The following is an 18528-nucleotide window of genomic DNA, read 5'->3' on the forward strand; positions in this document are numbered from 1 at the left end:
AAGTTTCATGTAAAATAGGATAAGTATACAACAATGATGATTATAAATTTTGGGAGGCAATTGATGTGGACACGCAAGATAATATTATTACATTTAATCATGTTTCATTTAAATATAATAGTGATGAACGATTTGCGTTAAATGACGTATCTTTTGAAATTCCAAAAGGACAATGGACATCAATTGTAGGACATAATGGTTCAGGTAAATCTACTATTGCTAAACTAATGATAGGCATAGAATCACCATTTGATGGTGATATTTATTTGCTTAATAGATTAGTTCAAGAAGATAATTTGAGTTATTTAAGACAGCACATTGGCATTGTGTTCCAAAATCCTGAAAATCAATTTGTAGGGTCTACAGTGGAGTATGATGTTGCATTTGGTTTAGAAAATAATGGCGTAACATATGAAAGCATGCAGAGTATTGTGCCTGAAGCATTAGCTGACGTAGAAATGTTAGATAGAGCTAAATACGAACCCCAGTCTCTCTCAGGAGGCCAAAAGCAACGTGTTGCAATTGCAGGAGTCCTTGCTTTGGATACAGATATCATTATATTAGACGAAGCTACTTCTATGTTAGACCCTGCTGGTAGAAATGAGTTACTTTCATTGATTCATCGTTTAAAAGACGATAAAGATGTTACGATTATTTCTATTACACATGATTTGTCAGAAGCAGTAGAGGCCGACCATGTAGTGGTGTTAAATGAAGGTACTGTACATCAATCGGGCTTACCAGAAGAAATTTTTAGTGATGGTAATGAACTCACAAAGATTGGTTTAGATCTTCCATTTTCAATGCGAATGCATCAGCAGTTATTAGGCGTTACTGATTACGTAACTTATGAAGGGTTGGTAAGAAAATTATGACGGTTCATTTTAACCAAGTTAGTTATGTATATCAAAATGGCACACCCTTTGAGTATCTTGCGTTGGAAGACATTGTCACGTCATTTGAACAAGGAAAATACTATGCTGTAATAGGACAAACTGGTTCTGGCAAATCAACATTGATTCAACATTTCAATGGCCTTTTAAAGCCAACTAGTGGTGCGTTAGAAGTAGATGATATAACAATCACCCATAAGACTAAAGATAAGTTTTTAAAGCAAGTACGTAAACGCCTAGGTGTTGTATTTCAATTTCCGGAGTCACAGCTATTCGAAGATTCTGTTGAAAGAGAGATTCTTTTTGGTCCTCAAAACTTTAACATGCCACTTAACGAAGTAAAAGAACGTGCGTTTCGTTTACTATTAGAATTTGGTTTTAACAGGGATATATTGCAGCAGTCTCCTTTTCAAATGTCAGGTGGGCAAATGAGAAAAATCGCAATTACATCAATACTGGCAATGGATCCAGACATTGTTATTTTAGATGAACCTACTGCAGGCCTTGATCCAAAGAGTAGAAAACAAATCATGGAATTAATAAAAAGACTTCAAGTAGAACAACAAAAAACAATCATCCTTGTAACGCATGAAATGAATGACGTAGCAAAATATGTAGATGAAGTTAAAATTATGAGCAATGGCAAACTTATTGATTCATGTACACCACGTAAATTATTTAGTGATACGAACTATGTGAATCAAATGCACTTAGATGTACCAAATATTGTGAAACTGCAAAGGGATATTGAAGATAAACATCAATATTATTTTAATAAAATCGCATTAACTGAAGCAGAATTTATTGAAATGTATAAGGAGTGGCAACAACATGAGAGATAAGTTTATCATAGGCCGCTATCTGCCGTTAGATACAATAATCCATCGTTTGGACCCACGTTCAAAATTGATATTTGCCTTTTTCTTTATTGTATTAATCTTTTTTGCACATTCGTTTGCTACTTATTTTTGGTTGTTTCTATTAATATTAACTTTCATGAAGTTAGCCCATATTAAATTATGGTTTTTAGTAAAAGGATTAACGCCAATATGGATATTTCTCATATTTACCTTTCTAATGCATTTGTTTCTAACCAAGGGCGGCACAAGAATATTTGAGATGTCATTTATCTCTATCGATACACAGGGGATTTTAGAAGGTATTTATATTGTATTGAGACTCATGTTCATCATTATGATTTCAACGATATTAACGTTAACGACAAGTCCAATTGACTTAACAGATGCATTTGAAAGACTATTATCACCGCTTAAACTTGTTAAGATACCTGTGCATCTATTGAGCATGATGATGTCGATAGCGTTGCGATTTATACCAACACTGATGAACGAGTTAGATAAAATTATTTTAGCTCAAAAATCTCGTGGCTCAGAAATAAGCTCTGGAGGATTGATTAATCGAATTAAAGCATTTATACCATTATTAATACCATTGTTTATTTCAGCATTTCAAAGGGCAGAAGACTTAGCTATTGCAATGGAAGTAAGAGGTTACGATACTAAAAAACAGCGTACGAGTTATCGTAAGTTGCAATGGCGATGGACAGATGTATTAGTGCTCATATTACTAATACCAATAGCAGTGATATTGTTTGTTTTAAAATATATAGGAGTGTAATGCATGATGCGTGTTTTAGTAAATATTTCATACCAAGGAAGTCAGTTTCTTGGTTTTCAAATACAACAAAATGGTAGAACAGTACAACAACAGTTTGAAAAAATACTTAAAAGAATGCACAAACGTCATGTGCGAATTCACCCAAGTAGTAGAACCGATAAAGGCGTACACGCGTTAGAACAATATTTTCATTTTGATACAGAATTGAACATTGCTCCGCCACAATGGAAGTACGTAATGAATCGTGCTTTGCCTGATGATGTTTATGTGAATGATGTAATGATTGTCGATGATGACTTTCATTGTAGATATGATTGTGTCGGAAAGTCTTACCGTTATAAAATTTATCAATCAGAGCACAAGGATCCTTTCCAATGCGGTTTGAAAACATATATTACTGATTCATTAGATACTGAAAAAATGAATAGGGCAGCCCAATTATTCGTAGGAACGCATGATTTTACTGGTTTTTGTTCACAAAAAACAGAAGTAGAGAGTAAAGTGCGCACGATATATGAAAGTCGTATTAAAATTACAGAAAATGGTCTGGATTATATTGTCACAGGCTCAGGATTCCTATATAATATGGTACGTGTGCTTATGGCGTTTCTATTAGAAGTTGGCAAAGGAAAGCGTAATCCTGAAGAGGTACCTGAGTTATTAATGATGAAAGATCGTAATCAGGTTCCGTATACTGCACCATCTGAAGGATTATATTTAGAGCGGATTTATTTGACATCTTCAGCGTTAATCAATGACTTTGGTAGTGATATAAATATACATCAAAAAAAATCAACACAAAATGATTAAATAAGATTGACAAAACGGCTTAAAAATTATACGATTACTAACGGTATTGTTTTATATCACCCACGATAAGCCCCGGAATCTTATTGTGTAACAAGATATAGAAGCACGTAGAACAAGAACAAAAAATTAACAAAATAAATGACATCTAAACTTAAAAGTAATAACTATTAAACAAGAAACATTTATTTATTCTAGGAGGACAATTATATGCGTCAAACATTTATGGCTAATGAATCAAACATTGAGCGCAAATGGTATGTTATTGATGCTGAAGATAAAACACTTGGTCGTTTATCATCAGAGGTAGCAACTATTTTACGCGGTAAAAATAAAGCAACTTATACACCACACGTTGATACAGGTGATTATGTGATTATCATCAACGCTTCAAAAATACATTTTACAGGTAACAAAGAACAAGATAAAATGTATTATCGTCACTCAAACCACCCAGGCGGAATTAAATCAATTTCTGCTGGTGAGTTAAAAGCTAAGAACCCAGAACGTTTACTTGAAAATTCAATTAAAGGTATGCTTCCAAGCACGCGTTTAGGCGAAAAACAAGGTAAAAAATTATTTGTATATGGTGGCGCTGAACATCCACACGCTGCACAACAACCAGAAAACTACGAGTTACGTGGTTAATTAAAAGGAGGAAATTACATTGGCACAAGTTGAATATAAAGGCACAGGCCGTCGTAAAAACTCAGTAGCACGTGTACGTTTAGTACCAGGTGAAGGTAATATTACTGTTAACGGCAGCGATGTACGTAGCTACTTACCATTTGAATCATTAATTTTAGATATAAACCAACCGTTTGATGTTACAGAAACTAAAGGTAACTATGATGTTTTAGTTAACGTTCACGGCGGTGGATTTACTGGACAAGCTCAAGCAATCCGTCACGGTATTGCTCGTGCATTATTAGAAGCAGATCCTGAATACAGAGGTTCTTTAAAACGCGCTGGATTACTTACTCGTGATCCTCGTATGAAAGAACGTAAAAAACCAGGTCTTAAAAAAGCTCGTCGTTCACCACAGTTCTCAAAACGTTAATATTACTACTGCAACTTTTGCGAAGTTATTCGCTTCCAGATACAGTACGCAAATTAGTGTAGACAGTTTGTGTTCGATATTAAAAAGCACTTTCCAATTATATTGGAAAGTGCTTTTTTTGTATTACAAAATAAAAATTTATTTTAAAATGTTAAGTATGATAAGATGTTGGGTAATTAAGGAAAATAACTCTATAATATAAGGCGTGATTACATGGAAGATAAAAAGAACTCTCATAATTTCTACACAGTACTACTTATCATTTTGCTCGTTGCCTTATTAAGTGTAGTTATTTTAGTAATTAAATATTATGGAAATAACGAATATCCTGTCAGAAGTGATTCCGAGGAAGCAATACCTACATTTTATCTTCATGGATATAAAGGCTCAGCTGACTCAGGGAATTTTCTAGTAAATTCAGCTATTAAGTCAGGTGCATCAAAAGAGGTTATTCAAGCATATGTTTCATCTGATGGAAAGGTGACATTCGATGGAAATTTAACAAGTAAATCTAAATATCCAATTATTAAAATTAAGTTAGAAGATAATAATAATGAAAATGTAGAAAAAAATGCAAAATGGATAAGAAATGCCATCATTGCCACGAACTATCAATATAACTTTGAAAAATTTAATTTTGTCGCACATTCTATGAGTAATAAATCATTTAGTTACTATATGTTAAATTATGGAGACGATGAACAACTACCTACTTTAAATAAAGTAGTAAATTTGGCCGGGAACTTTAATGGTGAGGTAGATGTAGATGGCAAAAAATTAAATATTGAATTAGATAAAAAAGGCAAACCTAATAAAATGATGGATGATTATAAAGAATTACGAGCTATGAAACATAAATTTCCTGATGACGTCAATGTGCTAAATATATATGGAGACATTGAAGATGGTACAGACTCAGACGGTAGGGTGACTAATGTATCTTCAAGATCATTAAAATATTTATTAGGTAACAACGTAAAATCATATGATGAATTTAAAGTGCATGGGCCTAATGCAGAGCATGGAAAACTAGCAAATAATAAAAAAGTGCAAGATAAAATAAATGAATACTTATGGGATAAAGATCTGTAAATTAAAATATCATGCAAAAAGCAATATATCAGCCGATAGTTAAATGTGGGCGATATATTGCTTTTATTATTATTATGTCATATTTTCCTTGGCAATTAACTCTAGCAGTGTTTTTCGGTGTGTTTCACCAAAAACGTGTGGTTGAATCATAATTTCGTCAGCATTAAATCTTAAAGCAACATCATTCAGTGCTTTTATAACATCATTAGGTAAACCTGAAATCACTCTATTTTGGTTAGAAATCTTTTTATCTTGTTCACGTGTTGAGAGTTGTCGATGCATTGCAAATTCAATTGAAGGATAAAACTCAGGCTGATCCAAATAACCAATGCGCACTAACCATAAATGAAATGCATGTTCTAATTGAGCTATTTGTGATTGCTGTTGTGCAGTAATTACAAACGTAGAAATAATAACATAAGATTCACTTTCAGGATGAAATTGTTTAAATAAGTCACGATAATGATTAATTACATTTTCAGTAATGTGGTTAGCTTGACCCATAAGTGCAACTACGAAAGGTAATCCTTTTTCTGCAGCGATTGCAGCACTTTGTTTACTCATGCCTAATATAAACATACTCGGCTTCGTATCGATTAATGGCGTTGCTTGTAACCCTTTAAAACGGTGATTATAAGTATTGTCATCATTAAAATAATGCATTAAATCATTAATTTGTGTTTTATAACTTATATCTTTTGTTTTAGCTTCATTTAAAGCATGATTCACATTTTTGAAGCTAGGCGAGTGTCCTGTGCCTAAATCGACGCGTCCAGGGTGACGTGCTTCCATTAATTTAAATTGTTCTGCAATTTTATATGCACTATAATGAGGCAGCATAATACCGCCACTTCCAATATGAATGGAGGATGTTTGTTCTAAGAGTGACATCATAACCATTTCAGGCGCACTAGAGGCTACAGAATGCACTTGATGATGCTCTGCCACCCAATAGCGATAAAAGCCTAATGACTCAGCTAATTGAGCTAATTCAACGGTATGATTTAAAGCCTGTGTCGCGTTGCGGCCTTCAAAAATTGGAACATAATCTAAAATACTTAGTTTCACTTCAATATCTCCTTATTACTATATATCAATCAGTATATGAATTTAACGTAAGCATAACATGACCACATAGAGCTCAATAAGCGATTTGATTGATTGCACTGTTATATCACTATAAAATGAAAGAAAATAGCGAATGGAGGCAATATAATGAATACAGAACAAATCGTATTAGCTAAGAGACCTGAAGGCATTCCTTCAGATGAGATATTTAAATATGAAACTGTTGAAATAGATATGCCGAAAAAAGATGAAATTCAAGTAGAAGCGTTATATATATCAGTAGATCCATATATGCGCGGACGTATGGATGATAGTGATTCTTATATCACACCATTCCAAATTGATGAACCTTTATCAGGGCATGTTGTTGGTAAAGTCATTGCATCAGAAGCAGATGGTTTTGATAAAGGTGACATTGTTACTGGACAATTCCCTTGGCAAAAACTAAGCAATGTCCCAGCAAAGCATGTTATTAAGGTATCTAACACAGATGTTCCACTACATTTATATTTAAGCGTGTTAGGCATGCCTGGTCAAACAGCATATCATGGGCTATTAAAAATTGGACAACCGAAAGAAGGCGAAACAGTTGTTGTATCTGCAGCATCTGGCGCGGTTGGTTCAGTGGTAGGACAAATTGCTAAATTGAAAGGTGCTTATGTTGTAGGTATTGCAGGTGGCCCTGAAAAAACAACATACTTAACAGAAACATTAGGTTTTGATGCGAGTGTGGATTATAAAGCAGATGATTTTTCAGAACAACTTGCTAAAGCAGTACCAAATGGTGTAGATGTGTATTTCGAAAACGTCGGTGGATTGATTGCTGATGAAGTAATGAAACACTTAAATCAATTTGCTCGAATTCCTGTTTGTGGAGCAATTTCTGGTTACAATGATACAACGATTGAACATGGTCCACGTATTCAACCCATCCTCATAAAATCACAAGCATTAATGAAAGGCTTTATTGTGGCAAATTATGCAGATGATTTCGCAAATGCGAGTAAACAACTTGCCCAATGGGTCCAAGAAGATAAAATAAAAACAAAAACGTCAGTCATGAATGGATTTGAACACATACCAGAGGCATTTAGAAACTTATTTACAGGCGATAACTTTGGCAAACAAGTTGTACAGGTGTCAGACAATATCTAAACATTAAAGGAGATATGTAATATGAAAGCAATAGGTGCAGATACTCGTTTTGATCTAGATGAAGGAAATCAGTTCTATGAATTTGAAGTTGAACGACCTGAACCAACGCAATACGAACTTTTAGTACGTGTAAAAGCGATTAGTGTTAATCCTGTAGATACTAAAATAAGACAGTCTCCTGTTAACGAGCCACCACGAGTTCTAGGCTTTGATGCTGTTGGTGTGGTAGAAGCGGTAGGTGAAGAAATTAATCATTTTAAAGTTGGCGACGAAGTATTTTATTCTGGCTCTCCTGCATATCAAGGTTCTAATCAAGAATACCAACTTGTTGATGAGCGTCTTGTCGCTAAAAAACCTAAAAATATAAGTGTTGCTGAAGCTGCAAGTTTACCTTTAACAGGACTCACTGCATCAGAAACATTATTTGATGTATTTAAAATTTCGCATAATCCAGAAGATAATAAAGGTAAGTCTATTTTAATTATCAATGGTGCAGGTGGTGTAGGAAGTATTGCAACGCAAATAGCTAAACATCATGGACTCCATGTTATTACAACCGCTTCACGAGAAGAAACGTATCTTTGGTCTAAAGATATGGGTGCAGATATTGTATTAAATCATAAAAATGATTTAGTTAAAGAGTTTGAAAAATATGAAATAAGCGAAGTTGATTATATTTTCTGTACATTTGATACAGATCAATACTATGAAAAAATGATCGAACTCGTAAAACCAAGAGGGATCATTGCAACCATTGTCGCTTTTAAAAATAAACAAGATTTAAACTTACTCAAACCTAAAAGTATTACATTTACACATGAATATATGTATTCAAGACCGCTACATGAAACTGAAGACATGACTTTACATCGTGACTATTTAACGGACATTTCTGAAAAAATAGAAGCGAATGTATATCAACCAACTTTAAATGAAGTGATAGATGGTTTAACAGCAAATAGTCTGTTCGAAGCACATACGAAACTTGAAAATCAAAACATGATTGGTAAATTAGTAATTCAACTCAATCAAGAATCATAAGTTATAAATATTAAAATCTGTCATGTTAATGTGTTATGAAATTAATATACTAGATAAGCCTTCCAAGCAATTACCTTATGGGTGAATAATTGGAAGGCTTTTAAATATGTAAATTTATTATAATTACACATTTAATAAATCTATTTATAGTGTTTAAATAAGATTATAATAATCCTTAAAAGTGGTTACAAATATGGAATATATTAAGTATGATAGGGTATGTATCTTACATAAAGCAAAGGGAGAGTGTAATTTTGTTATGCATTTTAAAAAAATGACAGCAGTATTTTGGGTGGCATTAGCTATTTGTACGGTATTTGTACTCTATGGTGCAATATTACCGAAACAATTAGAATCAGTCACTCAATCTATCACGAATTTTATAGCAGTTAATTTTGGTTGGTATTATTTATTACTTGTATTAGTCATATTAATTGTATGTGTTTATCTATTATTTTCTAGATATTCATCTATTACATTGGGTGAAGAAGGCGAAGATCCTGAATTTTCATTAAAATCATGGTTCGCAATGTTATTTAGTGCAGGTATGGGTATTGGTTTAGTCTTTTGGACAACTTCTGAACCAATTAGTCATGCATTTACTTTAACCCCATTACATAAAGCAGGCACGCAAACTGCAATTAATGATGCGATGCAATTTTCATTCTTTCATTGGGGTGTGCACGCATGGGCTGTATATGGTATCGTGGGACTCGTTTTTGCGTACTTTAATTTCCATAAAGGTTATCCGGGACTAGTCAGTGCTACGTTAATACCTATTTTAGGCAGTAAAATGATGAAAGGTCCTATCGGTGGGGCGATAGATGTCCTTGCAATTATTGCTACTGTAACAGGTGTTGCTGCAACACTTGGTTTTGGTGCGTTGCAAATCAATGAAGGATTGAATTTCTTATTTGAAATACCTTCTAATTTTGGGAGTCAAGTTATTATCATTATTATAGCAACCTTATTATTTAGTTGGTCAGCTTGGTCAGGTATTGATAAAGGTATTAAGAGCTTAAGTAATATTAATATGGCGTTAGCTTTCCTCGTGTTACTCTTATTGTTCTGTGTAGGACCTACACTAACGATATTAAATACGTTTACCAATTCATTAGGGGATTATATTGCTAATTTCTTTAACATGAGTTTACGTATACCGCAATCGGGTGGCGAAAAATTCCAGTGGTTAAAACAATGGACAATCTTCTATTGGGCTTGGTGGATTTCATGGGCGCCGTTTGTTGGAATCTTTATCGCCCGTGTCTCTCGAGGTAGAACGATTAAAGAATTTATATTAGGTGTATTATTTGTACCAGCGCTTGTATGTTTCATATTTTTTGCAGTATTTGGCGCCTCAGCAATTTACTTACAACAAAACGGTATTGCGAATATCGCGAAAGAAGCAACGGAAACAGCGACCTTTGCTACGTTGGAACAATTTCCATTAGGATTTGTATTGAGTATTATTACGCTGATAGTCATTATGATTTTCTTTGTAACATCAGCCGACTCAGCTACGTATGTATTAGGTATGTTGAGTTCTAAAGGTAGTATTAATCCTTCTGGTTTAGTCAAAGTCAGTTGGGGCATTATTTTAGCGTTATTTGCGATGATTATGATTTATACGGGTGGAACGCAATCGATTCAAAACCTTTTAATTATTGCAGCTTTACCATTCTCCATTGTCATTATATTAATGATATGGTCACTCTTGAAATCATTAGCAATAGAAAAGCCGAGACCTAGCAATAAGCTACTTGTCACGGATAGTCAGCTTTTACAATATCGTAAAGCAAATCAAGATGATTCAGAAACAGAAGACGATAAACAAATAGAATCAACTGAAGATCGGAAGAATAATAACTAGAGCAAACTTATTTTGCCATAGAAAATATTTAACAAATACAATAAAAATGTTTCTAAGTTTTTTTTAAAGGGTATTAGTCATATATAACAAGTACATAATCTAGAAACATAGGAGGTGGCATACGAGGTGAAGCGACTTAAAAATTTCATATTAGGACTTTTAATTGTAGTAATCGTTGGTGTTTTACTGTTTATGTATATCAAAGACTCTAGAATTACTCAATATCAAGATTACTTAACACAGTTTAATTGGTTTCAACCAACCTTAATAACTTTAGCAGCGTTACTCATTTTAATTGGCCTGATACTAGTATTCAGCTTGTTTAAACCTACGTATAGAAAACCCGGACTTTACAAAGATTTCAATGATGGTCATATTTATGTATCGAGAAAAGCAATTGAAAAATCAGCATACGATACACTTGTACAATATGATCAAATTCGTCAACCGAACGTGATTGCAAAATTGTATAACAAGAAGAAGAAATCACATATTGCTTTGAAAGCGGATTTCTTTGTACCAGGTGATGTTCAAGTTAAATCATTAACGGAAGAAATTAGAAATGACATTAAGCAGAACGTAGAACACTTTACTGAATTACCAGTATCAAAACTAGAGGTCAACGTTAGAGATCAAAAAACCTCAGGCAAACGTGTGTTGTAAGGGAGGGTTATCATGACTAATAATAATCACCAAAATGGACAAGATTCTACACAAGAAGTTGTTGATTTCTTAAAAGTATTTAAATGGAGAATCATTGGATTCTTAGCATTCTTGATTATCGCAATATTATTCTTAACACTAGGTTTCTGGAGTACAATATTAATCTTAGTATTATGTTTGATTGGAATTGCAATCGGGTATACTAAAGACCGTAAGCAAGACTTTTTAAATTTCTTAAATCGATGGAGTTAGTATTTCCAAAGTTTGAAAATAACTTAAAATTAAATTTTAAAAATTGAGAAGACAAAGGAGATTTTAATATGGCAGTAGATAATAACAAAGCAAAACAAGCATATAATAATCAAACTGGAGTTAATGAACAAGAAGCACAAAAGCAACAAGAACAAGAACAACAAAAACAAGAACCGCAATTTTCAAATAAATTAACATTTTCTGATGAAGTAATTGAGAAAATTGCAGGCATCGCAGCGCGTGAAGTAAGTGGAATTTTAGAAATGAAAGGCGGATTCGTCGATAGTATTTCTAACTCATTCGGAAGCAACGAGAACGTTTCAAGAGGCGTAAGCGTTGAGGTTGGAGAAAAACAAGCAGCTGTTGATTTAAAAGTAATATTAGAATACGGTGAATCAGCACCTAAAATCTTCCGTAAAGTAACAGATTTAGTTAAAGAACAAGTTAAATATATTACTGGTCTTGACGTAGTTGAAGTTAACATGCGCGTTGAAGATGTAATGACTAAAAAAGAATGGTCTCAAAAAAATGAAAAAAGCCAAAACTCAAATAATGAGGAAAAAGGCTTACAATAATTAATTGAGTATCAAACTAAAAACCGCTAAAGTTAATTTACTTTAGCGGTTTTAAAATTTCGAAAAACCAATTGCTATAAAAGCATTTGGTTTTTTAATATTTATATAGACTTAATATCATACTTTAATGAGATTCATGATTTCGGTGAAGTGGATTATTCACTTTTATATATGTATAAACATCTGCTTCATCTTCTAGTCTCATCGTGGTTACACATTTATAGTCAATTTCAGACGCGAATAATAATGCTCTAATTTCATCGATTCTTTTAGAATCATCCATAGTATTGGCGATAACATTTAACTTGTTAGCTAATAGATCACTTACGTTTGACCATATGCTTTGTTCTAAATCATCAATAGCACTAGATTTTGCTAAAGTACAGATTAATTCTCCAAGATGGTTTTGAATACTAGAATAAAATACTTTATTAAAAACAGTTTGTGGTTGATTCGTTAAAATTAAGGATTTCTCATGAAAATTTTGGGTTCTATATCCCATGTGATTCAAGTAAACTTCATCAATGCGTAAACCTTCAAAATCACGGACATATAATTTGTTTAACGAGCCATCACTATTAAATGTAGCGATAGTATTTTGTAAATGTGCTTCAAGAGCGATGCCATATTTAATGTATAAAGGTAGCGTAATATCAATTAGTGCTTGACTATACTGTTCTATCCAAGTGATACATGCTTCTTTATAAGAAACAAAAGCATGTGTTTGTGCATACTTTTTGATAAGTGTATTGATAGGTGTTTCATAGTTATAAACATAGTTGGCAACTAAACTTGATGGAATCATAGGTGTTGTATTATTATCAATAACATCATAAATATTAGTTCTAAATAACGAACCTAATTGTTCACTTCTTATAGTTTGTATATCATGTGGATCTTCTGTTTTAAAAAAGTGGATGCCAGCAATTTCATCAATCGTATCTCCAGCAATATTATGAAATAGGGTATCGCTATGTTTAATGTCATTCAAAATTTTTGTGACTTGAGGGCCATTAATTGTTGTTTGTTCAGATAAAGTTCTAATTTCACCTGTGATATGCACATTAGTTGATAGTTTAATGTGGGGTAAAGCTATAGGCAGCTTTGGCATTAGTGTTCTAAACGATAGACCAGCGTGATAATCAAGTTGATAGTGAATTGGAATAATTCGTTTTTCTTTAAGCTCATTGTCATACTGATTTATTAATACTTCATTATATTGCCATGGATGTATGACCATGACATAGTACGTATCAATATGTTCAGAACCAACCTCTCTTAAAACTTCGGAATATAAGCCTTCGAATAAATCATATAGAGTTTCATTGTAATTTTTGGATAATGTTTCAACTTTTGCAATATCTTTATGTATTAAGATAAACTTTAAGCCTATAACATTATTGAACTCAGAAGAATAATTAATTGTAGTTTCAGGTGTCATACCTTTACGTAATTTTGCACCTGGATGTAAGGGATGCCCTTCAACAACTGCTTGTTCGGATCTTAAATAACTATCTTCCGCTTCAATAATTAGTTGACCAAGAGGCAAAGTTTCATCAGCTAATGTAATCATTTGAAAGCTAAGCGAAATAGCCATATTAGCTACGCTATTATTTATATCTTCTCTAAATTGATAACTTGCGTCATTATTAAGTGTTGGTGCTTCGGTTAAAATACAACTTAATATCTCATTAGGATGTAAAATTCTTTCAAGATTATGCTTACTTTCAAAATAAAAGGGGCCTTCAACATCAATTCTATCGAATGCATGTAATCCAGTAATAGGTGCATATAAAGTTTTTTGAGCGTGTGGGAAATTTATTTTTAATGTTTGTAATTGGTTAGTAGCTAAGTTTATTGGTGCATCGTGTGTTGTAATGACCTGACTATAATCGCGGCTATTAACTAAATTCTCTCTATGTAAAGAAGTGATGAGCCGCTGTGATATTTTATCTCTACTGATTAATAACGCTTTCATAAATGCATCACGCCATTCATAATTGATAGATTCTAAATAGGTTAATGCATATTGTTCATCTTTAGTGAGTTTATTAATTGAATTGTTAAAGTCTATGTTTGTATTCATAAGGCACCTCTTAAAATTATTTTACAAAAGTATAAGGTATTTATATAATCTATATTAAGTACATTGATAATAATTATCAATTATAAAAAATAAGTATGGGTTCTATCATAATAGTGTTAATTTGATTGTATGACATATGAAATATAACAGTTTCATCATTTATATTTACCACTTTTCTATGTATTTTAACATCCCAAAGTGAATGGACACCGAATAATTTATTTTTAGTACTGTGTTGATTTGAAAAATAGAGGGAACATAGTGAGTATTAAAATGGAAAAGTAGAACTAAATTACTTTAAATACAGTAATCATATGCTTTGTAATAAAATTGAATACATTTGTGATTACAGCATTATTCAATATTTAATAAATAGATTGAGCAAAATGGAGGCATTGTTGTATGACGGATCGGACATGGCAATCTGCAGATAAAAACGTACAGTATCGTATTTATAATGCGATTATTAAGGAACATATTTTTCCTGATCAAATGATAGTTAATGAGTTTGAAGATTATATTGAATTACAATATCATGGACAACTTTTACAAGTGGATAAAGTACATAAAAGTGATATGGAAAGATATGTATTTAGAGGAAAGATACGTTACATCAAGGGTAACACTATGATGGAAATCGAAACTGTAGAACACTTGCTCGATGTATTGGATAAGCAATTTGATATACCAATGAGTAACAGATTGAGAGAAGAACTCATTTCTAGTAGAGATGGTTTTGCATTGACGTATGACCATTTTTCTCATAGACAAGCGTTGATTCATGCAACATTGAAATTTTCGAGAATGCCTGAAACTATTAATTTCTTCATCTGGTTAAAGCATTTTAAAGATTCAGAAGAAATTAATGATTTAACTTATTCGGAGAGTATCGTTGTAGAAGGGCATCCAACGCATCCCTTGTCTAAAACAAAATTGCCATTAACAAGAAAAGAAGTAAAATTATATGCGCCAGAGTTTGAAAAGATTATTCCATTAAAAGTAATGCTTATTCATAAAGCAGATTGTATTACAACGTCAATGGAAGATGATGAACAATATATTTTAAATCATATTATTCCTGAATATCGTTATAAACTCAAAGCATTTTTAGAACCGTACCAGTTTGAACTGGAGGATTATAGAATAATACTTGTACATCCTTGGCAATATGACAATGTGATTGTGCATCAATTTTCGGAATGGATAAAAGAAGGTCGATTATTACCCACACCATTTGATGTAGCATCTAAAGCAACGTTATCATTTAGAACAATGGCGTTAATCAATAAGCCGTATCATATTAAATTACCAGTAAATATTCAAGCTACGAGTGCCATCCGAACCGTTGCAGCTGTGACGACAGTAGATGGACCTAAACTCAGTTATGAATTACAAGAGATGTTAGAGCTACACCCACAATTACAAGTCGCTTTGGAACCTTATGGTATTCATGTAAATATAGATGACGATACCGCACGTCAATTGGCTTGCATAGTGAGACACAAACCTTATATCGCAGATAACGGAACGACGTTGGTGACAGCTAGTCTAATTAATAAAAATCCAGTTGATAACAAAGTCGTTGTAGATAGTTACTTGGAGTGGATTGGAGAAGGACCTACATCAATCGCCATCAAACAATTTTTGTGTAGTTATGCGAAAACTTTAATTGAACCATTAATTGCATATATACAAGATTACGGTATCGCCTTAGAAGCGCATATGCAAAATACGATTATTAATCTTGGACCGGATTATCAAATGAAATTTATTATTAGAGATCTAGGTGGTTCAAGAATAGATTTAGACACTTTAAAGCTTAAATTACCTCATGTTGATATAACGAATTCAAGTCTGATTGCTGAAAATATTGAAGCGGTTATCGGAAAGTTTCAACATTCAGTAATTCAAAATCAAATTGCAGAACTGATTCATTATTTTTCAAAATATGAAGAAGTAGATGAGCGAGCGTTATTTAAATTAGTTGGGAACATAGTAGATGAAGCGATAGATTCACAAAAAGCTCATGCACAAGTGTTGAAAGCAGTTTTGTTTGGACCTACGATTTCAGTCAAAGCATTGTTGCGCATGAGAATGGAAAGTAAAGTGAAACAGTACGTAACGATAAAATTAAAGAACCCATTATATAAAGAGGTGTAAACATGGCACAATTACAGATTAATTTATCTAAAATTAAATATAACGGTCATGTATTAAACGCCTTGTGCAGTCAAAATAATATTTGTTTTACACCTGTAACCAAATGTGTGGCTGGTGATAGCAAAATTATAGAAGTGTTAAAAGACATTGGTATGACACACTTTGCAGATGCCAGAATTGATAATATTACGAAGAGTAAAGATACGAATCTATCTTTTGCAATGATAGGAACTACAAATCAATATGAACTTGAAGATGTAGTGCGTTATACGAATATAAGCATTCAAACTGAGATAGAGACGATTCGACAATTAAATAATCTTGCAGGTAAACAACAAGTGAAGCACCAAATTTTACTCATGGTGGATTGGAAAGATGCTAGGGAAGGTATCTTAACTTATGATGTGATTGACTATATTAAAGAAATAATTCAGATGCATCACCTTAATATTGCAGGGTTAGCATTTAACTTTATGTGTTTTCAGTCGAACGCACCTACAGATGAAGATGTGAAAATGATTAATCAATTTGTAAAGTCTATTGAAGAAGTGACCAATATAAGATTTAAAATTATATCAGGTGGAAATTCAAGTTTGTTAACTCAAATGGCTTATAGTGATTTAGGTAAAATTAACGAACTGAGAATAGGCGAAACGCTCTTCAGAGGAATTGAGACCACAACAAATCATCCAATTGCAATGTTATATCAAGATACAATTATTTTAGAAGCAGAAATAGTAGAGATTAAGCCACGTATGAACTATGATACAGGCAAACAATATTTACAAGCCATTATTGATATTGGTAGTTTGGATACGCATGTCGAAGCGATTACACCTATACATCATCAAGTGAAAATATTAGGTGCTACAAGTGATCATGTCATGATTGATTTATTAAATCAGGATTTTTATCAATTAGGAGACAAAATACAATTTAGTCTAGGGTATAAAGCTTTAGCACAAAGCATGTATATGCCTAATTTAACAAAAGCATATACACGTGATGAAGGTGTTGAGCAAGCATGCACTAACATTAAAAATCAAGTGTTTAATTCATTGTAGAAAATTAAAAGTTAATTAAAAATATATTGACAACGATAATCGTTCTCAATAAAATTAGATATGTAAATATACACATCTAAGGAGTGACAACGATGAAGCATAGTTTTAAATTTATGAGTGTGCTTATATTAGCTTTGACAGTAGTATTATTGACCGCTTGTGGAAGTGGTAATGATAAAGACACTGGGGAATCTAAAAGGGATAACGCTAATAAAGTTGACGTGATGATTAAACATGATGGCGGTACAACAAAGCTTGATAAAAATCCTGAGCGAGTCGTAGCGTTAGAATTTTCATATGTAGACGCACTTGCAGCTTTAGATATAAAGCCAGTGGGTATAGCAGATGATGGTAAAAAGGATAGAATATTAAAACCAATTCGTGAAAAAATTGGTGATTATAAATCAGTTGGTTTACGTAAACAGCCTAACTTAGAAGAAATTAGTAATCAAAAACCAGATTTAATTATAGCTGATACTAATAGACATAAAGGCATACAAAAAGATTTAGAAAAAATTGCGCCGACAATTCTACTGCCAAGTTTTGATAGTGACTATAAAGATAATTTAGATGCGTTTAAAACAATTGCGAAAGCAGTAGGCGAAGAAGATAAAGGAAAAGAAAGATTAAAAGAACATCAGGATTTAATGTCAGAATACAGTAAAAAAATTACTATGGATAAATCTGAGCCAGTGTTAGCTACTGTCATTGCAAAATCAGGATTATTATCTCATCCTGAAAATACTTATGTTGGTGAACTGCTAAAAGAGCTAGGTTTTAAGAACGCATTAAATAAAACAGAAACAGATAATTTGGCTAAATACTTAAAAGCTCCTTATTTACAATTAAATTCTGAGGTACTTTCAGATATTAATCCAGGACGAATGTTTATCATGGTTGATGAAGGAAAAGAAGACCCGAATTTGAAAAAACAAGGACAGGATCCAGTGTGGAAAAATCTAGACGCAGTGAAAAATAATAAAGTATCTATTTTTGATCGAAATACATGGGCACGAGCACGTGGTATTATTTCTTCTGAAGAAATAGCAAAACAACTCGTAGAAGTTTCTAAAACCGAAAATAATGATAAACAACAACAATAGG

Annotated in this window: 18 protein-coding genes; 16 read left to right on the forward strand and 2 right to left on the reverse strand. The window is 32.7% G+C overall.

Going from position 1 to position 18528, the window contains the following annotated elements; all coding sequences use genetic code 11:
* Positions 1 to 65 precede the first annotated feature (65 nt).
* From PYW44_RS03710 to PYW44_RS03740, 7 genes are all read left to right on the forward strand, one after another.
* Entirely contained in the window at positions 66 to 875 is an 810-nt protein-coding gene (locus PYW44_RS03710; protein ID WP_021338397.1) for an energy-coupling factor transporter ATPase, read from the forward strand.
* Positions 872 to 1735 carry an energy-coupling factor transporter ATPase gene (locus PYW44_RS03715; RefSeq protein ID WP_107510425.1) on the forward strand — a complete coding sequence of 288 codons (864 nt, stop codon included), beginning with the start codon at positions 872 to 874 and terminating at the stop codon, positions 1733 to 1735. The genes PYW44_RS03710 and PYW44_RS03715 overlap by 4 nt, the downstream gene beginning before the upstream one ends.
* Complete coding sequence (locus tag PYW44_RS03720; protein WP_021338395.1) at positions 1725 to 2531, forward strand: energy-coupling factor transporter transmembrane component T family protein; 807 nt, start codon at positions 1725 to 1727, stop codon at positions 2529 to 2531. The genes PYW44_RS03715 and PYW44_RS03720 overlap by 11 nt, the downstream gene beginning before the upstream one ends.
* Positions 2532 to 2537: 6 nt before the next feature.
* Entirely contained in the window at positions 2538 to 3341 is an 804-nt protein-coding gene (truA, locus tag PYW44_RS03725) for a tRNA pseudouridine(38-40) synthase TruA (protein ID WP_069801838.1), read from the forward strand.
* Positions 3342 to 3548: 207 nt separating this feature from the next.
* Positions 3549 to 3986: a 50S ribosomal protein L13 gene (gene rplM, locus PYW44_RS03730; protein WP_002506991.1), complete on the forward strand. Its 438-nt coding sequence runs from the start codon at positions 3549 to 3551 to the stop codon at positions 3984 to 3986.
* A gap of 19 nt (positions 3987 to 4005) precedes the next feature.
* Positions 4006 to 4398 (forward strand): 30S ribosomal protein S9, encoded by a 393-nt coding sequence (rpsI, locus tag PYW44_RS03735; protein ID WP_002506992.1) that lies wholly within the window; start codon positions 4006 to 4008, stop codon positions 4396 to 4398.
* Between the two features lie 213 nt (positions 4399 to 4611).
* Positions 4612 to 5490, forward strand: coding sequence for an alpha/beta hydrolase (locus tag PYW44_RS03740; RefSeq protein WP_115075965.1), 879 nt, complete (start codon positions 4612 to 4614; stop codon positions 5488 to 5490).
* A 72-nt stretch (positions 5491 to 5562) separates the two neighbouring features.
* Here PYW44_RS03740 and PYW44_RS03745 read toward each other — a convergent pair whose 3' ends face one another.
* A complete protein-coding gene (locus PYW44_RS03745; RefSeq protein ID WP_021338384.1) occupies positions 5563 to 6558 on the reverse strand; it encodes an LLM class flavin-dependent oxidoreductase in 996 nt (331 codons plus the stop codon).
* A gap of 147 nt (positions 6559 to 6705) precedes the next feature.
* Between PYW44_RS03745 and PYW44_RS03750 the strand changes: the two genes are divergently transcribed.
* The 6 genes from PYW44_RS03750 to PYW44_RS03775 all read left to right on the forward strand — a co-directional run bounded on the left by PYW44_RS03750 (position 6706) and on the right by PYW44_RS03775 (position 12114).
* The gene (locus tag PYW44_RS03750; protein ID WP_002506995.1) at positions 6706 to 7713 is read left to right on the forward strand and encodes an NADP-dependent oxidoreductase; all 1008 of its coding nucleotides are present in this window, start codon (positions 6706 to 6708) and stop codon (positions 7711 to 7713) included.
* Between the two features lie 21 nt (positions 7714 to 7734).
* Complete coding sequence (locus PYW44_RS03755; protein WP_021338383.1) at positions 7735 to 8754, forward strand: zinc-binding alcohol dehydrogenase family protein; 1020 nt, start codon at positions 7735 to 7737, stop codon at positions 8752 to 8754.
* 259 nt (positions 8755 to 9013) lie between these two features.
* Positions 9014 to 10624 (forward strand): BCCT family transporter, encoded by a 1611-nt coding sequence (locus PYW44_RS03760; protein ID WP_107510497.1) that lies wholly within the window; start codon positions 9014 to 9016, stop codon positions 10622 to 10624.
* A gap of 126 nt (positions 10625 to 10750) precedes the next feature.
* Positions 10751 to 11287 (forward strand): alkaline shock response membrane anchor protein AmaP, encoded by a 537-nt coding sequence (amaP, locus tag PYW44_RS03765; protein ID WP_002506998.1) that lies wholly within the window; start codon positions 10751 to 10753, stop codon positions 11285 to 11287.
* A 12-nt stretch (positions 11288 to 11299) separates the two neighbouring features.
* Positions 11300 to 11539 carry a DUF2273 domain-containing protein gene (locus tag PYW44_RS03770; RefSeq protein WP_002506999.1) on the forward strand — a complete coding sequence of 80 codons (240 nt, stop codon included), beginning with the start codon at positions 11300 to 11302 and terminating at the stop codon, positions 11537 to 11539.
* Between the two features lie 68 nt (positions 11540 to 11607).
* Positions 11608 to 12114, forward strand: coding sequence for an Asp23/Gls24 family envelope stress response protein (locus PYW44_RS03775; protein ID WP_002507000.1), 507 nt, complete (start codon positions 11608 to 11610; stop codon positions 12112 to 12114).
* 124 nt (positions 12115 to 12238) lie between these two features.
* Here PYW44_RS03775 and PYW44_RS03780 read toward each other — a convergent pair whose 3' ends face one another.
* A complete protein-coding gene (locus PYW44_RS03780) occupies positions 12239 to 14200 on the reverse strand; it encodes an IucA/IucC family protein (RefSeq protein WP_021338381.1) in 1962 nt (653 codons plus the stop codon).
* 402 nt (positions 14201 to 14602) lie between these two features.
* Here PYW44_RS03780 and PYW44_RS03785 point away from each other — a divergent pair, with 402 nt between their 5' ends.
* From PYW44_RS03785 to PYW44_RS03795, 3 genes are all read left to right on the forward strand, one after another.
* A complete protein-coding gene (locus tag PYW44_RS03785; protein WP_065367473.1) occupies positions 14603 to 16360 on the forward strand; it encodes an IucA/IucC family protein in 1758 nt (585 codons plus the stop codon).
* Between the two features lie 2 nt (positions 16361 to 16362).
* Positions 16363 to 17424, forward strand: coding sequence for an alanine/ornithine racemase family PLP-dependent enzyme (locus PYW44_RS03790; RefSeq protein ID WP_002511440.1), 1062 nt, complete (start codon positions 16363 to 16365; stop codon positions 17422 to 17424).
* Positions 17425 to 17516: 92 nt separating this feature from the next.
* The gene (locus PYW44_RS03795; protein WP_115075966.1) at positions 17517 to 18527 is read left to right on the forward strand and encodes an ABC transporter substrate-binding protein; all 1011 of its coding nucleotides are present in this window, start codon (positions 17517 to 17519) and stop codon (positions 18525 to 18527) included.
* Position 18528: the final 1 nt, after the last annotated feature.

This window comes from Staphylococcus equorum (assembly GCF_029024965.1).
Taxonomy (GTDB): domain Bacteria; phylum Bacillota; class Bacilli; order Staphylococcales; family Staphylococcaceae; genus Staphylococcus; species Staphylococcus equorum.